The following is a 17853-nucleotide window of genomic DNA, read 5'->3' as shown; positions in this document are numbered from 1 at the left end:
ACCCCATTTCATTATTTGAACAAGAGTTATATGGAATTCATAACCTTCATACACATTACATTTCACAAGTTATATTCTGTTCCAAAATTGAGATTTCATAGCAAAAAAAGCTGCGCTAGCAAAGTTTTATAACTATGCTAGCGCAGCTTTCCTATCATTAAAAGTAACGTTTCTTCCAAAAAACAAATGCTAAAGTGAAAGATAATGTTACACATATTATAAGTACAATTACAAAACCATGTGCTTCCCCTTCAAACGGAACCTTTACATTCATTCCAAAGAAACTAGAAACCATCGTTGGTAATGATAAAATGATTGTAATAGAAGTCAACAGTTTCATAACACTATTTAAATTGTTAGAAATAACCGAACTAAATGTATTCATCATTCCACTTAAAATGTGACTATATATTTCCGCCATTTCAATAGCCTGCTTATTTTCAATTAATACATCTTCTAGTAAATCTTGATCGTCTTCATACATTTTCAAAAATGTACTGTTTCGCATTAATTTTTGAATTACAATTTTATTTGCCTTTAATGATGTTGTAAAATAAACTAAACTTTTTTCAAGGCCGAGCAATGTGAAAATTTCTTTATTTTTCATCGACTTATTTAATTGGTGCTCTAAATCGATTGTTTTCCGATTAATTTGCTTTAAGTATCTTAAATAATAAGTAGAAATTGTATATAAGAGCTGAAGTGCGAAGCGCGTCTTTTTAAACGTATAAAATTCTTTAATACGTTGATTAATAAAGCGTTCAAAAATTGGATTTTCTTCTAAACAAATAGTAACAAAACAATCTGGCATTACAATCATACCTATTGGAATCGTGTCATAAATTGAATTTCCTTCTTCATCATGTCTGACTGTCGGAATATCCACGATAATTAAAGTATTATTGTCTTCCTTTTCAATACGAGAGCGTTCTTCATCATCCAAAGGGTCTTTAATGAAATCTAAGTCTACATTTAAAGTTTGTACTAGATACTGAATTTCTTCTTCTGTTGGATGAAGTACATTAATCCAGCAGCCCTTTTGCATTTCCTCAACCTCTTGTAGTTTTCCGTTTCGGTCTGTTAAATAAATATTTAACATACTATCACCCCGATTCTTTTTACATGTGGGAATCTACCTCACTTAAACAACAGTTTTTGAACCGCTATTTTCAGCATATGAAACAAACGATTAAATTTCAATAGAAAAATTATTTTGAAAACGTTTTTTTAAGAAAAATCTTGTAAACATAGAAAAAGACAGAGTGTTCTCTGCCTTTAAAAAAGCTTATGTTGCTTTTATAACATATTTAGAAAGCATCCACAAGTTAAAGCCGACTGAAATCGTATAGCCAGCGTATGTTGAAATGATAAAACTTACATAATCAAAATACGGTAGCAATACAATATTTAAAACTATCTTCACAGTTATTCCGATTACTAATCCTAGCACTGTTTTCTGTTGTTGATTAATTCCTTGTAACATGGCAGCGGTTACTGTAAATAGTGAGAATAGTATACAAGCAGGAGCATAATACTGCAAAATAATACTGCCCATCTCCGGATCATTTCCAGCACCAAATAAAAGAGTATACACTGGTTTTGCTAAAATCATCATTCCAATCGCCGCCGGTACGGTAATTCCTACCACTAATAAATTTGTCCTTGTAAAGTGTTTATACAGTAGTTTCTCATTTCCCGCTGTATAAGCTTTCGTCATCTCAGGTACAAGGGACATACTAAAAGCTGTTGCAACAGAAACCGGGATAAGTACAACCATCTGAACAAGGCCAATAATCGCATTAATCTTTTCTGCTTCTCCTTGCATATATCCTACTTGTATAAGTAGCTTATTAATTGTAAATGTATCAATCGTCTGATATAACGGAATCGCTAATCCAACTACAACGAAAGGAATAGAATATGTAAACAGTTCTCTATACAACGAAAAAAAAGTTTTCGTCGTTTGTGGTATACTGGCAATCTCTTTTTTCTTTAAATGTTTTCTCCTTCTTATATAATACGCACTTAAAACACTTAATCCACCTAGTGCTCCCATAAATGCTCCAAACGTTGAAATACCAACTGCCAACGAAACAGAAGCTTTTATAACATATAAAACGACAAAGCTTCCTATCAAAATAGTTAAGACCCGAAAAAATTGCTCTACAACTACACTGAGCGCAGAAGGTCCCATAGATTGAAAACCTTGAAAGAAACCACGTAACAAGCTCATTACAGGAACGAGTATTAACGCAAAACTTACAATTTGAATATTGTGCGTGACAGCTACCACACTATTCCCCGACTGATCATTTCCATCAATCACAAGTTTAGCTAAATGTGGTGCTAACATATATAATGCTAAACAAGAAATAACGCCCATAATGACCATGAAAACGATACCACTCTTTAGCACTCTCTTAACAGTGTGATAATCATTGAGTTGATCATATTTTGAAACCATTTTTGAAACGGCAAGTGGCAATCCCATCGTTGCAATACTAAGCATAATTGTATAAGGACGGTATGCATACGTATATAATACGTACCCACTCGTACCCACCATTGCTGTAAATGGTATAACATATATAAACCCTAACATTTTAGATATCATCGTTGCTATCGTTAAAAATATCGTTCCACGTAAAAACGGTGATCCTTTCATCACATTCCCCCGCTACGCTTTATTATTACACATTATGGACAACTCCTTTTTTTTAGAACCCAAACAATTAAAAAAGCCAATGAAAAATCATTGACTTTAACGCGCTGCTTTTTTCTTTTTTAAATACTTTAAACCGAAGTATAGAGCAACAAAGAGAACAGCTCCTATAATTATGTAATGTGTGTAATCAGATGCATACTCTTTAATGTGTCGCCAATTTCCACCAAGCTTTTCACCTAAGTATATAAATAGTATTGACCATGGAATAATCGCAACTACTGTATATAGTGTAAATAGTTTTAACGGCATTTTAGCTAATCCTGCTGGAATAGAGATTGCATGACGTACTACTGGGATAAAGCGTGCAGAAAAGATTACTCCTGCTCCGTAACGCTTAAACCAACCTTCCGCTATGTCTAAATGGTGTTTATTAATAAGTAGATATTTCCCATATTTCTCTACAACCGGACGCCCTCCGTAATATCCAAGCCAGTATAAAAAGATTTGGGCTAAAGTACCACCAATAGTTCCGGCGATAACTGCACCGACAAAACTAATTTTACCATCCGCTACTAAAAATCCAGCATACGAAAGTACAATTTCACTCGGGATAATTTCAATCATTAAAGCTAGTGCTACTCCAAAGTAACCTAGACTTGCAAAAAATTGCAATAACTGATCTATTATGCTTGCTAACATATTATTTTCTATCTCCTTTTTTCTTCACATACCATCCCATTATTACATAAAGGTTGCATTCTGCCAATATCTTCATTTTAACAATATGTACAATTCAAGCAGTATTAATCTATTATTTTTTCTTTCTGCGGGTCTTTCATGTAGGCAAACATTTCTTTAATTTGCTCTTCTGTATTTCTAGCAATTGATAAATCCGGCAATTTATCTTCACCAAAAAACTCTATTTCTTCTGTTTCAATACTAACTTTCTTTTCCCCACCAACAATATTACAGCCAATAAAAATCTTATATACATGCGTTGCTGAAGGCGATGGCTGATGCTTTTCTTTATCAAATATAGCTAGTAACTTAAAATGATCTACTTCATATCCTGTCTCTTCGAAAACCTCTTTTGCTGCTACTTCTGTTGGCGTATAACCAACATCAGCCCATCCACCTGGCAATGCCCATTTCCTATCACTTTTTTCTTTCACAAATAATAGTTTTTCATTTTGAAAAATAACTGCCCGTATATCAACTTTAGGTGTTTGATAGCCTGTCTCACTTGCAAATAAATTCTCTACTACTTCCCAATCTGTCTTTGTGTAATGTGACATCATTGAAACTGAAATGTCCCGTAATTGTTGGAAACGCTCTATATCATATACATCCTTAGAATACGTTAAACCCGCTTGAGCTATAGATTGTATTTGTTTTACCCAATCAATCCACTTGACCTTCATGTTTCCACATCTCCATTCTTTATTAAGTGAATATTACGTCAATTCAATTGATACATCTTTATTATACAAAAAAAGAGATTGATAATGTTCCAATCTCTTTCAAAATTAATCCAATTCATGTAAGTGGTCTTGTATATACTTCCTTCTTTTATTTATATATTCATCAATCATATCAGCTTCTTGATCAAATGTTTCTAATTTTTCTTTCATATATGGATCTTGTAGTAAATATGGACGAATCGATTCACACAAACCTTCTACTTTCGGCATCATAAACGAAACGGTAAATTGTTCTTCTAATATTTCTTCCAAAATACTTCGGTATTGTTTTCTAAATACAGGTATATCTAACAATCTTGCACTTAACGTATTATAACCTTGAATACGAATATATTCATGATTAAGTGGTCTCCCTTGTACATCTCGCCCCCAAGTCGCATCATAATCCCACGGTATCACTTCAAATAAATTTGTCTCATCGTTATGATATAGTGCATAGTTATGAACGAAGCCATCAAAGTTTTGCGTAAAAATAACTCCAGCTAACCATCGTAAATATTTATCTACATGTAGAAACTTCCCGATTTCTTTTTCATAATCTTCCCTCGACAAAGTATTTGCTTGAAATACAAATTCACTCAGTTGTTCTTCACTATTTTTATTCGAATATTTAAATTCATAACCCGCAAAGAGCTCTGTCTTAACATCTTTATCTCGCTCACTCATTAACGAAAAATTCGCATCATCATCTATCGCATAATAAATAGAACCACTCGGTAGCCCTCTATTTTTCAAAAAGTTTTCATCAACTGATTCTAACTGTAAATACACACCTTGAATTTGACCATTAATTTTTATAAATACATGTTGTGATTTTGGCGAAAGTACACCAATATCATGAAAAAAATCTAAAGATAATTTATTTCGTATGAGAGACGGATCCATAAACTCAGAATTCAAATGAAACTCTTTCGCGCCTTGAAATTTTTTCGGTTTATAAAACATAACATGATAAGATTTTTTCTCAAATTCGCGAATATGAGCCCCTCGGTATACGATATCAATGTCATACTTCTTTTTTCCATAAGTTAATTTTGCTGGCACTGGACTATCTGACCAAATGTCCTTTTTCAATTCCACTAAGTACATTGGATGAACAAAAAAATCATATGAAGGCAGCATATTTTCTCATCCCTTCTCAGTTCTCTTCATTCAATGTATGCGCCTTGTCTTGTCCATACATCCGCTATCATCTATTTATATAAAATTACACTCTTGTCCTGTTCAGAAAGAAGTCGAATCTCATATCATGTTAAGGAAAAAGAATACCTTTTCAATTTAACACTCGATAAGGAGGATTTCTATGAAACGTGATATTAGAAAAGCTGTTGAAGAAATCAAAAGTGCTGGTATGGAGGATTTCTTACACCAAGATCCAAGTACTTTTGAGTGCGATGATGATAAATTCTCTCATCATAAATGTACAACAGGGCGTAAATGTACAACAGGGCGTAAATGTCCAAGAACAAGATGTACTCGCGTAAAACATTGTACTTTCGTTACAAAATGTACTCATGTTAAAAAATGGACGTTTGTTACGAAATGCACTCGTGTGCGCGTTCAAAAATGGACGTTCGTTACAAAAGTTACTCGTAGAAAAGAATGCGTTTTAGTTACAAAACGTACTCGCAGAAAACATTGTACGTTCGTTACAAAATGCATACGCTTTGAAAAGAAATTTTTCTGGACAAAACGAAGTTTCTGTAAAAAATGCGAATTCTTCCCTCACGGACACGGTAGCTCTTGCGATGATGATTGTGATCATGGTAAAGGCTGTCACGATGACGGGCACAAATGGAATGATTGCAAAGGCGGACATAAATTCCCATCTTGCAAAAATAAGAAATTCGATCACTTCTGGTATAAAAAACGTAATTGCTAGTTTTTTATGTCCACCAAAAAAGGTCGCTTTGCGACCTTTTTTACGTTTACTGAAAATGACTTATATCTGCAAATTGTTTTACTTTACCACGGTTTTCATCAAATTCAATCACACTAAGACTCGCGCTATGCATAAATGGCTCTTCCCATACATGTTCAATTTCAAAGCCTGCAAAATGCCCTACGAGTAATTTCGCTGCTGCAGCATGAGTAACTATTAAAATATTTTCTCCTTTATGCTTTTCTAAAAGAAAGTGTATCCCTTCAATTACTCTTTTATGAACGGCCGCAAAGTTTTCCCCTGATGTTGACTGAAAAAGATGTGGTTCATTCCAAAATAAATGTACTTCTTCTGGATATTGCATTTCCAAGTCAGCAATTGTTTGCCCTTCCCATATCCCCATGTTTATTTCATAGAAACGTTCATCTTCTATAATTGGAAGATCGCGTTCCCCTTTAATCAATTCAGCAGTATGAAGCGTTCTTTCGCTTGGACTACTATATATGGCATGGAGTGGTAAATCCTTCATACGCTCCCCTAATTGTTTCGCTTGTATCATACCATTCTCTGTTAATGCTGAATTTTTCCGTCCTTGCATCCGCCCTGCTACATTCCATTCTGTTTCACCGTGCCTTGTTACATATACCGTTGTCTTCATTTCGCATGCCCCCTTACCATTTTGGCCGCGATTCCCACGGCTCTACTCTCCCTACAATCCATTCTGTGCATTTACTTTCAATTCCTTTTATAACTCCGTCAGCAATCTCTTCATGAGTAAGCCATCTTGCATATGTATCTTCTAAAATAAACCCTAATATAATTCTATAATAACTACATAATGTCCCACCTATTTTTTGTGACTTCGTACGCGATGCACTACTACTTAATATATGAAATAAACTATACTTTTCCGATGACAATTCAACTTCATTACAAATGAGTCGTAATGCATGCTTAGCACTCGAATGTACCCATGCAACTACTAATGTAATTGGACCATTCTGTTCAATTGTATTTGTAATAGATCGATTTAGACCATCGTCATTTTGATAATCTAAAGGAAGACATGTAATATTTTCTGGTGCCGAACTAGCTTGCTTAACATTTTCTAATTTCACTTCATCTCGTCCAATAACAGACACACGAAATCCTTGATCACAAAGCCACATAGAAACTTTCTTTAACATTCCTGTTCCACCAATTACAAGTGCATGCAACTTCTTCCCCCCTTAGTAAAATGTCATATGAGGTTTTTCTTCCCTATAATAATTTAGACGGTCTTGCAGTGTCCCTGAATGAAACTCGAACTTGTGACCGTCAGGATCAACAAAATATATAGACCTACAATCTCTCACATTACGTTCTCTTCCTTGTAAAATATGAACATTATTTTCTTCTAACCGATGTAACAGGCGTTCAAAATCTTTTTGTTCAACAGAAAATGCGAGGTGCGTATAAGATTGATGAATCTCCTTTCTCGGAATATGTGTTTCTTCATTAAGCGCTATCCATACTCCACATATATTAAAATATGCAAGTTTTCTCCCCTTGACTAATAATTCTCCTTCCAATACTTTCTCGTAAAATGTAATAGAGTTTTCTAAATTGGACACTGAAAAACAAAGATGATTGATTCCCTTTAACAACTCTAATTCCTCCTAAACAAATAAAAGATGAGCGAAAATTCACTCATCTTTTATTATACTATTTCTTTGTAATATATGCCCATTTATAACTAAAGTCGCCACCGAACGTATGGTTAGCAATACCATTTACATACGTCTTCTCTAAGTAAGCTGTACTTTGTTGGTACGTAGGAGAGATTGCAGCATCTTGACCAATTAAGATTTTTTCAGCTTCTGCAAGTGCTTTCCAGCGTGCTGCGTCATCTTTTAGTAGTTCTCCTTTTGATTTTGCTACTAAATCATCGTACTTCGGATTTGAATAATCCATTTCATTAAATGAGCTTCCAGTAACGAACATATCAATATATGTCATTGGGTCTGGATAATCTGGACTCCATGCAGATAATGAGAATTCATATTCAAATTTCTTTTCTAAATCTAACTTCTGCTTATATGGTTGTTGCTTCAAATTCACTTTAATACCAGGTAAGTTTTTCTCTAATTCTTCTTTAATAAAGTCGCCCACTTTTTTACGACTACCGTTATCATCATTTAGTAATTCTACTGTAATTGTATCTTGACCAAGTTCTTTCTTCGCTTCTTCCCATAGTTTTTTTGCTTTCGCAGCATTATCTTTACTGTCACGGAAATTTTTATTTACAGTACGGAAGTCTTTTCCATCTGGTCCTGTCGTAAACTTTTCAGGTACTAAGAAATACGCTGGCAATGATCCATCATTCAAAATTACATCCGCAATTCCTTTTTTATCGTACGCTAAATCAATCGCCTCACGAACCTTTTGATTTTTAAACGTTGCATTTTTTTGATTAAAACGTAGGAAATACATACGTGGGTCTAGCTTCGTTTTAAATTCATCTGGTTTATTCTTTTTATATTTGTCTACAAACTCAGAACTTAAAATGACACGGTCTGCTTGATCACTATCATATAAATTTACCCCAGTACTTGTCTCTTTTACTATACCCACATTAATTTCTTGTAATTTTACAGCATCTTTATCCCAATAATTTGGGTTTTTCTTTAACTGGTAACTTTGTTCATGTTTCCATTCACTCATTGTAAATGGTCCATTGTACAATAATTTATCTGCTTCTAATCCGTATTTATCCCCTTGTCCTTTTACATACTTTTCATTTAATGGGAAGAATGTAGGGAACGAAGTAAGCTCAAGGAAATAAGGTGCTGGTTGCTCTAATTCTACTACCAACGTTTTATCATCCTTCGCTTTAACACCTAATTGATCCGACGGTACTTCTCCTTTATTTACTTTCTGTGCATTTTTCACATCAAATAAAATAAATGCATATTCTGCTGCTATTGCTTTATCTAATGTACGTTGCCATGCATATACAAAATCTTGTGCTCGAACTGGATCACCATTTGACCATTTTGCATCACGTAATTCAAATGTATATGTCTTTTTATCTTCACTAATCTTCACGTCTTTGGCCATACCTGGAGTTGGTTTATTATCTTTATCTAGACGATATAATCCTTCCATTGCATTTACAAATACACGGAAAGATACAGAATCTGTTGATTTAGATGTATCCATTGAAGGAATTTCAGCTGTTTCTAGCAAATTTAAAACTTGTTTATCTGCCATTCCCTTACTTGATTCTTTCTTCGTTGTCGAAGCCTTCTCCCCATTCCCACATCCCGCAACCAGTACACTAGCCGATAATGCAACTGCAGCAATCGTTGTTACCTTTCTCTTCATTCTTCCTTCCCCCAATCTATATGTATAAGTTAAAACTTGTATAATATATTTTATTATACAAAAAATTCTGATTATTTTAAATATTTATTTTCATAAAAAGAAAAAAAGCGGTCAGAAATTGCTTTCCCTCCGCTTTGTTGAATAGCATTTACTTGCAATCCATCCTCTATTTCAAACGGATTTTGAACCTTGAATATTTCTTCCATCATCTTCAAAAACTCTTCTTCATTTTTAGATTCACCATTAATCGTAAGGGAATATGGTTCCACTTCTCCCAATTTATAATCAACAATAAATTGAATTGTCACCTTTTTCCTTGGCATCTCAGGACTCTCCCCCTGAAATTCTACTAATTCTAATCCTTCCGTTCCCCGATAGTATATCCATCCTGAATTTTGAAAATAATTTTCAAACGATTCACCAATCGAAAAGAACGGATATTCATAAAGCGAACTTGTACGTACTTTTTGTATAATATCTCGATCAGTCGGAAAAAAGAAATGACTGAAAAAAATACTAGCAACTGCTAAAATAGTAACGATTGTTGCTCCCATTTTACTCGTTCCACCACTATCATGGATCAGATAATTTTCAACCGATTCATCTTTAATTCCCCGTGCTTTTATTCGATATATACGCCTTTCTGCAAATTGATAATATAATCCATTTGCAAAAATCCCCATCCCAAATAGAATGAAAATGAGTAATAAAAACGTAAGAGGCACCATATTAATGATTGGCAACGCTACGTTGAACCCCATATAATAAGAAAATGCATCACATGCTACTAATAACAGTATAAATAAAGCAGCAGGTAAATAATACTTACGATATCCAAGCCAACCTACATTGAAAATAGCAGCCAAACCATTCCAGCTCCACCTAGCAATTCGCTTATTCTCAAGCTCCCATTTTCTTTTGTAATATGGATATTGTCTCCCTACATATACTTCTAATTCTTTGTCTATTAGCGAGCTTTCTTCACCTTGTTTATTATGCAAGTTCCGTTGACAATTTGCACAATTCAACTGATCATTAATACAAGGTCGCCCACAATTTATACATTTCAAAACAATCCCTCTTTCCATCCATACTTCATTTTAATATGCCTTCATGCTTCAATAACCACTCTTTCCTCCATAAACCACCTGCATACCCAACAAGTTTTCCACTCTTTCCTATTACACGATGACATGGAACGATAATTGAAATTGGATTCCGGCTATTTGCCCCTCCTATCGCTCGTACAGCTTTCGTATTCCCAACCTTATCTGCAATATCTAAATATGAAGCACTTACGCCATATGGTACGGTGTAAAGTGCTTCCCATACATTCTTTTGGAATGGTGTTCCTTCAGCAGACAATGGAACTGTAAACTCTTTTCTTTTTCCTTCAAAGTATTCATCTAATTCATTTATACATTGTTCAACAAGTTCATTTTTATGTTCTTCTTTTCTTTCTTCAACAAATATAACAGACGTAATCCCTTTCGTATTCGCTGTAATTTCCAGCAAACCTAATTCACTTTCATAATAAGCCTGATACATATGTCATCCTCCAATTCAATTCATATTAGCCATTGTAACACGAATAGACGAAATTTTTCGTATAAGCGTTTTATTAGGGAAACAAAAAAGAGGATGATACAATGTAAGAAAATTCAATCAAGGGGGATATTTGATGGAGCTTCAACTTTTTTCACCTTATACAATTAAGGACGTTACGCTAAAAAACCGTATCGTTATGTCGCCTATGTGTATGTATTCATCAGAGAATGAGGATGGCCGAGTAACCAATTTTCATCTCATTCATTATGGAACCAGGGCTGCTGGCCAAGTAGGCTTAGTTATGATTGAAGCAACAGCTGTGTTACCTGAAGGACGTATTTCTAACAAAGACTTAGGCATTTGGGATGATAATCTAATTGAAGGCTTACATAAGACGACAGCATTTATACATGATAACGGCGCAAAAGCTGCCATTCAACTCGCTCATGCCGGAAGAAAGGCTGAATTAGAAACGGACGCTTTAGCTCCTTCAGCAATTCCGTTTAACGATGGAATGAAAATACCCGTGGAAATGAGTAAGCAACAAATTAAAGACACCGTATTAGCTTTTCAAAAAGCTGCGTTACGTTCAAAACAAGCGGGATTTGACGTTATTGAATTACATGGTGCTCACGGTTATCTTATTAATGAATTTCTTTCTCCGCTTGCAAATAAGCGGACTGATGAATACGGGGGTTCACCTGAAAATCGCTATCGTTTCTTACGCGAAATCATTGACTCTGTAAATGAAGTTTGGAACGGACCGTTATTTGTTCGTATTTCAGCAAATGATTATCATCCTGACGGGTTAACAGTTCAAGATTATGTGCAGTATACAGGATGGATGAAAGAACAAGGGGTAGATTTAATCGATTGTAGCTCTGGTGCAGTTGTCCCAGCTCATATTGATGTATATCCAGGTTATCAAGTGCAATATGCCAAACACATTAAAGAGAATGCTAACATTGCAACAGGTGCAGTTGGATTAATTACGACTGGATTACAAGCGGAGCAAATTTTAAATAATAGCGAAGCAGATTTAATTTTTATCGGACGCGAGTTACTTCGTAATCCATACTTCCCAAGAATAGCTGCCAATGAACTTGGCTTTGAATTAAAAGAACCATATCAATACGGGCGAGCACCCGGAAAAATTAAAACTAATAAATAAAACCGAGAAGAATATGTAATACTGAATCTAAAATAATTAAAGATATATAAGATATACTACACGACAACACATGTTGTTTAACAATGTAGTTTTAAGGTGTATCAACACTTTGCTTGATACACCTATTTTTTATGTTTTTTATCACTCATTTATCACTACATTCATTAAGTCAACAAATATGTTATATCCTTTCTTTTAAAACTGCCCTCTTTACTTTAAGTACAATACTTCACAATTTTTTTCACCTAAATAAATTCAATCTCTTAAAAGTGTTATCCATGTAAAAAGATGCCACCTTATTAAAGAAAAGCGCTTTATAGTGGAATAATAAAATAGAGAAATAGAAACAACTTAGGTTATTTCCCTTCAAGTAACGCAACCGTTGTAGCTTAAAAATAAAGTTTGATTAAATTAGACCTTAAAAAATTGAAATTAATACATAATAAAACAACACTTGAAATTATTCATACTTGCTTTAATTGCAATATACGTTTGGACACAATTTAGACACAAAATATCCAATTCCTTGTACGCTAAGGGATCGGATATTTATTTTACTGTTTTATATAGTGTACAATTTCTCGCTTACGAGGTCTGTGTAGCAACCGAACCAAATCTTACGTTAAGTATTAGTGGACATCAAAAATAGTAATGACTAATCCAGATTAACATCCATCCGATTCACAATTAAATATACCAATATGTTAAATGGCTAAATAATACAAACGGTATGAAGAGAATTTCTACTCTTTTCATACCGTTTTAAATTTATTTATAAGTTTCATACTAAATTCGTGGAAAGATGGCAGCATCTCTTTTATAAACAAGGCTCAAAAGTTACCATACCTGACAACGGAAATATTAATGTAACTCTAGTTCCTTTATTCACTTCAGATTCAATGCCAATTTTCATTCCTAATTTTGAGCACAGTTTTTCGCATAGGTACAAACCCATTCCTGTACTTTTGCTAAATCTCCTTCCATTCTCTCCAGTAAATCCTTTTTCAAAAACTCTATTTATATCTTTAGTTATTATCCCTACTCCATTATCCTCTATAGTTAGTATTACTGAGTTAGCTTTCTTAATTGAGTATATACGTATCATTTGTTCCTTGTTATTTGAGTACTTTATGGAATTTCCTAATATTTGATTAACAATAAATTCAACCCATTTTTTATCACTATATACGATTTCATTAATATTTTTCATATCTAATTTTATTCTCTTATGAATAAAATCTCTATAATTTCTTTTAATTACAGTTCTTACTACATCATCAAGGTTGATTGGTTTTATAATATAGTCCTTACCGACATTATTGCTTCGAGAATAATACAGCACCTGTTCTACAAACCCTTCGATTCGATCCAATTGTGAGTCTATTTTATTAGTTACTTCATTTTGATTATTTTCAATTATTAGCTTTGTAGAAGCTATCGGCGTCTTAATTTCATGTACCCATGTTTCTATATATTCCCTATAATCCGATTGCATATCGCTATAATATTTTACATTTTCATGCATATCTCTACTTACTTCTTTCAGTATAGCGTTAAGCTTTTCCCCATGTATAAAGTTTGATTCCTTTACTACCTCTGGAAGTAGGTATTTTTTCTCCAAGTTTTCTAATATGCCATTAATCTCATTATAATAATTTTTACATTTTATAAATTCTATAGCCATATATATAATCAATGGAAAAAACCAAATACAAAAGACAAAAAATATTATAATGAACTGAACATTCACAGTCAGCAATATACCTGCTAGTATAATAAATACCAGTACATTAGATAGTATTACTACCATTTTATCTTTAATAAATTCACCTATATTCATGGCATTATATACCCTAAGCTTCTTCTTGTTGCAATTGGATTTTCTATACCTATCTCTTCAAGCTTTTTTCTTAATCTATTTATATTAACAGTTAAGGTGCTATCATCCACAAAATAATCAGATTTCCATAAGGTTTCTATGAGTGAATCTCTTTTTACAATATATCCGCGATTATTTATTAAGCATGAGAGTATTTTAACTTCATTTTTAGTTAACTCTACAGACTTGTCTTGATAAGTAACTGTTGCATTTGAGAGATTTAAATTAAAATCTCTATAAATTAAGATATGATTCGTCTTTAAATCTCCAGATGTCCTTCTTAAAATGTTTGTTACTCTTGCTAATAGTATTTCTGTATTATAAGGCTTTGTTATAAAATCATCTGCTCCTAAATTCATACTTATTAGTTCATCTACATCACTATCTCTGCTTGTAACCATGATGATTGGAACATCTGAAGTTTTACGTATTTCTCTGCATATATAATAGCCATCGAACACAGGAAGATTTATGTCTAGTAATATAAGGTCTACATTCTCACTTTCTATATGTTTGATAATATGATTAAAATCTGTGGGAGCCTTTACTTCATATCCATACTTTATAAAAAAATGTTGTAATTCTTCTCTGATGATTTCATCATCTTCAATCAGAATGATTTTTTTCATGACTTTTCCCTCCCTATACAGAATATAAGGCTATTACATCTTGAGAAACAAAGTGTAATAGCCCTAATAAGCATTATAAAATCAAGTATTACTTTTTACAATATTTTTATAACCGACATATGTCGTGTAGAAATATACTACATAAACTACAAGAAATACTAAGCCCGTCATCAATGCTGGTAAAATAATGTCTGTTTGTTGAAATCTGTTAATATAATAATTGACTACATAAATTCCAACTATAGAATGAATTATGGCAAGAAAAACTGGAAGACTAAAGTATACGAAAGTTTGAATGAAAATCGTTTTGTCGATCATTGTTCCGTTTGAACCAATTCGCTTCAAAGATTTATATCGATCTATGCTATCACTGGCTTCTGATAATTGTTGAAGAGCTAATACAGCCATACTCGTTATTAAAAATACAATACCTATATATATCCCAATAAACAGTACGATAGTTTTCAATCCCTTACTTCCTGCACAAACTTCATCCTTTGATTTGCCTGCTATACGATTAATATTTAATTTCGGGCCATTTTCGTCATAAAAGCCCCGTGCAACGTTATCATATTTTTTATTATATTCTTCTCTATTTCCATCTAAATAATTTACATTAAGTACGGATTCAGTAATTTTGTAGCCTGATAAAAACTCATCATTTATAACGATTGTGAAGTAATTAGTTCGCACATCATAAGTGTAAAGATTCTCTTGTATAACTTTAGCGTTTTTTACCAAATATTCTTTTTCTTTAATATTCACCTTATTGCTATTTTTTAATCTTTCATTTGTCGCATTAGCCAACCGGCTTTCATTTGATAAAAGTAAAATTTCATTGTTATTTAAAGTGATTTCCTTTTCACCTTTAAGATTTAAAATTTTATTATAATCAGATACTTTAATGAAATCTATATCGTTATTATAATCTTTACCTTCTGGTACAAAGTCCACCACTTCCATCCCTGTTCGATATACATTATAAGATACATATTTTTCGTTATTACTTATTTTAAAATTAGCTTTATTTAATACTTCTTCTATAGTGTAACTTTCATCCTTATTCTCCAACGTAATACTGGCATCAAATGGTGTTATTTCTTTCGTTGTGGCGTCCATCATTCTGTTAAAGCTGATTCCTGTAGATAAAGCCACCATTGTAAGGAATAACATTAAACAGATTACAGACATGGATATAAAATTTGTATTAACCTTACTATTTATTTGTTTGATGATAAATATATTTAAACCTTTAAAATAGACTTTTTTATTCTTCTTTACAACATATAATATAAATCCAGATAAACTAAAGAAAAACAGCAATGTACCTAATATGCCAAGAATGATTGATACCACGAGCATAGGATTAGTAAAATTCAATCCGATTTTTAGTACAGTCACATATGCATATCCAAGTGATGCTACACACATAATAAATGTGATTACATAGATAAGAGGATTTCTAAATTTTACATCTTCGCTTTTTCTACCTGCTGTTAACAAATCAATTATTTTGTATTTAGAAACAACATATACATTAAATAACATAACAAGTAAAAACATGATTCCAAAGTATAATACGCTTTTACCTATAGCACCTGTTGAAATTGCAAATTTATATTTATTGATGGGCAAGTCAAATAGCTTTAATGCAAATGTAGATAACCCCTGCGATACTCCAATACCTATTATAAGTCCACTCACTAAAGATATAACGCCAACTAGAAATGTCTCTGTTACTAATATTCTGGATATGTTTCTTCTTCCCATACCTAAAGTCATGTATATTCCTAATTCTTTTTTACGTTTTTTAATTAAGAAATTATTTGCATACAATATTAAACCACCTAATATTACGGATACAAATACTGACACATTTGAGATAGCGTTCATTACTGTAGGCACATACTTTCTATCTGAAGCGTTAATTTCCATAAGTGCCTTTTGTGATTCTATTGAGTTAAAGCTATAAAATATACAAACAGCCAGTGTTAGTGTTAAGAAATATATTGCATAATCTTTAAAACTTTTCTTTACATTCCCAATAGCAATCTTAGAGTACATTATTATCGTCACCGCCAAGAAGGGTTATAACTTCGATAATTTTAGTAAAGAATTCTTTTCTGAAATCATTCCCTCTTACCAACTCGATAAATATTTTTCCATCTTTAATAAAAAGAATTCTACGAGCATAGCTTGCTGTAAATGCATCATGAGTAACCATAAGTATTGTAGCTTTTAAATCCTTATTTAGACTTTCAAATCTTTCGAGTAATAATCTAGCTGATTTAGAATCTAACGATCCTGTTGGTTCATCTGCAAGTACTAAAGATGGATCTGTTACGATAGCTCTTGCCGAACCAACCCTTTGTTTTTGTCCGCCTGACATTTGATAAGGGTATTTGCTTAATACTTGTTCAATGTCTAAATATTTTGCAACTGCTTGTATTTTCCCATCAATTTTTGAACTTTTCTCACCTTTTATTGTTAACGCTAGGGCAATATTTTCATAAGCAGTAAGGGTATCTAATAAATTAAAGTCCTGAAATATAAACCCTAATTCATTTTTTCTAAACTTATCTAGTGACTTTGATTTTAACCGAGTAATGTCACTATTATTTATCATTATTTTTCCCGTAGTAACATTATCAATAGTTGATATACAGTTAAGTAATGTAGTTTTGCCACTTCCTGAAGGCCCCATTATCCCAACAAATTCTCCCTCATCTACCTTAAAACTAATATTATCTATAGCCTTTGTTACATTATCTTTATTACCATAATATTTTTCAATTTTTTCTACATTTAATATATTTCGCATTAATACTTCTCCTTTTTCATTATAAAAATTCTTTAACTCTCATTCATTTATGTAATTCATTTTATATAATTTCATTTATAGTATCGATGGAATTACATTTCATTAACATTACATTTTTGTTATATTGAGTGATACCTCTACATGTAAGTTATCAGAAATCGCGATGGTATAAGTAAGGATTATTCGATGCCTTACCAAAGAGGCAGATAAATGTAGGGGTATCGGTTCTGGTGCAAAAACGATAAGACTTATGTAATTATAGGTAATAAAAAACTCTAAATATTGATTAAACATACTTTATCTACGTTTTACAACCATATTAGAGAAAGAACTTTACTAATAATAAAATATCATTAATTTTCTCCCAAAAAAACATTTTAGATCAAAGGACCAATTATCCATTTCTAATCT

17 protein-coding genes are annotated in these 17853 nt (G+C 32.6%); 2 read left to right on the top strand and 15 right to left on the bottom strand.

Translation table 11 applies throughout. The annotated features are described in order from the left end of the window. Window positions 1-157 precede the first annotated feature (157 nt). From ABH957_RS09030 to cotH, 5 genes are all read right to left on the bottom strand, one after another. Entirely contained in the window at window positions 158-1099 is a 942-nt protein-coding gene (locus tag ABH957_RS09030) for a magnesium transporter CorA family protein (protein WP_000932392.1), read from the bottom strand. A gap of 186 nt (window positions 1100-1285) precedes the next feature. Then, a complete protein-coding gene (locus tag ABH957_RS09025; RefSeq protein WP_404454982.1) occupies window positions 1286-2665 on the bottom strand; it encodes a putative polysaccharide biosynthesis protein in 1380 nt (459 codons plus the stop codon). Window positions 2666-2761: 96 nt separating this feature from the next. Next, window positions 2762-3364, bottom strand: coding sequence for an undecaprenyl phosphate transporter UptA (uptA, locus tag ABH957_RS09020; protein ID WP_000881203.1), 603 nt, complete (start codon window positions 3362-3364; stop codon window positions 2762-2764). 104 nt (window positions 3365-3468) lie between these two features. Further along, a complete protein-coding gene (locus tag ABH957_RS09015; protein WP_404491394.1) occupies window positions 3469-4086 on the bottom strand; it encodes an NUDIX hydrolase N-terminal domain-containing protein in 618 nt (205 codons plus the stop codon). Between the two features lie 105 nt (window positions 4087-4191). Continuing rightward, window positions 4192-5268, bottom strand: coding sequence for a spore coat protein CotH (gene cotH, locus ABH957_RS09010; protein ID WP_000937998.1), 1077 nt, complete (start codon window positions 5266-5268; stop codon window positions 4192-4194). Between the two features lie 181 nt (window positions 5269-5449). On the opposite strand from cotH, the gene exsB reads away from it, so the two are divergent. Then, window positions 5450-6028, top strand: coding sequence for an exosporium protein ExsB (gene exsB / locus ABH957_RS09005; protein ID WP_404454979.1), 579 nt, complete (start codon window positions 5450-5452; stop codon window positions 6026-6028). Window positions 6029-6074: 46 nt separating this feature from the next. On the opposite strand, the gene ABH957_RS09000 is transcribed toward exsB, so the two are convergent. The 6 genes from ABH957_RS09000 to ABH957_RS08975 all read right to left on the bottom strand — a co-directional run bounded on the left by ABH957_RS09000 (window position 6075) and on the right by ABH957_RS08975 (window position 10942). Continuing rightward, window positions 6075-6686 (bottom strand): phosphoserine phosphatase 1, encoded by a 612-nt coding sequence (locus tag ABH957_RS09000; protein WP_002012438.1) that lies wholly within the window; start codon window positions 6684-6686, stop codon window positions 6075-6077. Between the two features lie 13 nt (window positions 6687-6699). Then, a complete protein-coding gene (locus tag ABH957_RS08995; RefSeq protein WP_404454976.1) occupies window positions 6700-7245 on the bottom strand; it encodes a short-chain dehydrogenase in 546 nt (181 codons plus the stop codon). 12 nt (window positions 7246-7257) lie between these two features. After that, window positions 7258-7674, bottom strand: a complete 417-nt coding sequence (gene fosB, locus ABH957_RS08990) for a FosBx1 family fosfomycin resistance bacillithiol transferase (protein ID WP_033730260.1) — start codon at window positions 7672-7674, stop codon at window positions 7258-7260. A 58-nt stretch (window positions 7675-7732) separates the two neighbouring features. Beyond that, the gene (locus ABH957_RS08985) at window positions 7733-9394 is read right to left on the bottom strand and encodes a peptide ABC transporter substrate-binding protein (protein ID WP_002126994.1); all 1662 of its coding nucleotides are present in this window, start codon (window positions 9392-9394) and stop codon (window positions 7733-7735) included. A 71-nt stretch (window positions 9395-9465) separates the two neighbouring features. Beyond that, the gene (locus ABH957_RS08980) at window positions 9466-10464 is read right to left on the bottom strand and encodes a DUF2628 domain-containing protein (protein WP_404454973.1); all 999 of its coding nucleotides are present in this window, start codon (window positions 10462-10464) and stop codon (window positions 9466-9468) included. Window positions 10465-10489: 25 nt separating this feature from the next. Next, a complete protein-coding gene (locus ABH957_RS08975; protein WP_002031467.1) occupies window positions 10490-10942 on the bottom strand; it encodes a methylated-DNA--[protein]-cysteine S-methyltransferase in 453 nt (150 codons plus the stop codon). 133 nt (window positions 10943-11075) lie between these two features. On the opposite strand from ABH957_RS08975, the gene namA reads away from it, so the two are divergent. Next, entirely contained in the window at window positions 11076-12113 is a 1038-nt protein-coding gene (gene namA, locus ABH957_RS08970; protein WP_088005267.1) for an NADPH dehydrogenase NamA, read from the top strand. 817 nt (window positions 12114-12930) lie between these two features. Here namA and ABH957_RS08965 read toward each other — a convergent pair. From ABH957_RS08965 to ABH957_RS08950, 4 genes are all read right to left on the bottom strand, one after another. Further along, window positions 12931-13953 carry a sensor histidine kinase gene (locus ABH957_RS08965; protein WP_016126795.1) on the bottom strand — a complete coding sequence of 341 codons (1023 nt, stop codon included), beginning with the start codon at window positions 13951-13953 and terminating at the stop codon, window positions 12931-12933. Further along, complete coding sequence (locus tag ABH957_RS08960; RefSeq protein ID WP_000720526.1) at window positions 13950-14621, bottom strand: response regulator transcription factor; 672 nt, start codon at window positions 14619-14621, stop codon at window positions 13950-13952. The genes ABH957_RS08965 and ABH957_RS08960 overlap by 4 nt, the downstream gene beginning before the upstream one ends. Before the next feature lie 81 nt (window positions 14622-14702). Continuing rightward, on the bottom strand, window positions 14703-16685 hold the full coding sequence (locus ABH957_RS08955; protein WP_404511014.1) for an FtsX-like permease family protein: 1983 nt from the start codon (window positions 16683-16685) through the stop codon (window positions 14703-14705). Further along, window positions 16675-17442 (bottom strand): ABC transporter ATP-binding protein, encoded by a 768-nt coding sequence (locus ABH957_RS08950; RefSeq protein WP_404511012.1) that lies wholly within the window; start codon window positions 17440-17442, stop codon window positions 16675-16677. The genes ABH957_RS08955 and ABH957_RS08950 overlap by 11 nt, the downstream gene beginning before the upstream one ends. Window positions 17443-17853: the final 411 nt, after the last annotated feature.

This window comes from Bacillus sp. RC242, from assembly GCF_044908245.1.
Taxonomy (GTDB): domain Bacteria; phylum Bacillota; class Bacilli; order Bacillales; family Bacillaceae_G; genus Bacillus_A; species Bacillus_A mycoides.
Note: the sequence above shows the minus strand (reverse complement) of the source record. Positions and strands in the feature narration are given on the sequence as shown.